The organism is Lacinutrix sp. MEBiC02595 (genome assembly GCF_053601555.1).
Genome location: NZ_JBSHNU010000022.1, coordinates 1 through 209, shown reverse-complemented (window position 1 = coordinate 209; position 209 = coordinate 1). Strand labels below are relative to the sequence as shown.

1 protein-coding gene is annotated in these 209 nt (G+C 39.7%); it reads right to left on the bottom strand.

Annotated features, from left to right (window positions below; translation table 11 throughout):
- Positions 1-209 (bottom strand): hypothetical protein (locus ACVCZW_RS00060; protein WP_452231284.1); only part of this gene is annotated, 209 nt, incomplete at both ends.

The window sequence follows — 209 nt, the reverse complement described above, 5'->3', positions numbered from 1 at the left end:
CAAATACCGTTACTGGAGAAGTAAATCCTGTTTCTGTTCCGTTTTGTATTCCATCACCATCTTCATCGTTATATACGGTTCCAGTTACTGTTCCGGCTGTAGTATAACCATCTATTCCTGCATCTACACTACCATTTGTTGTTATCGTTACTGATGTTGGCTCTGATCCTTCTGTTAATGTAGCTCCAACTGGTAAAGTAGTCGTATCT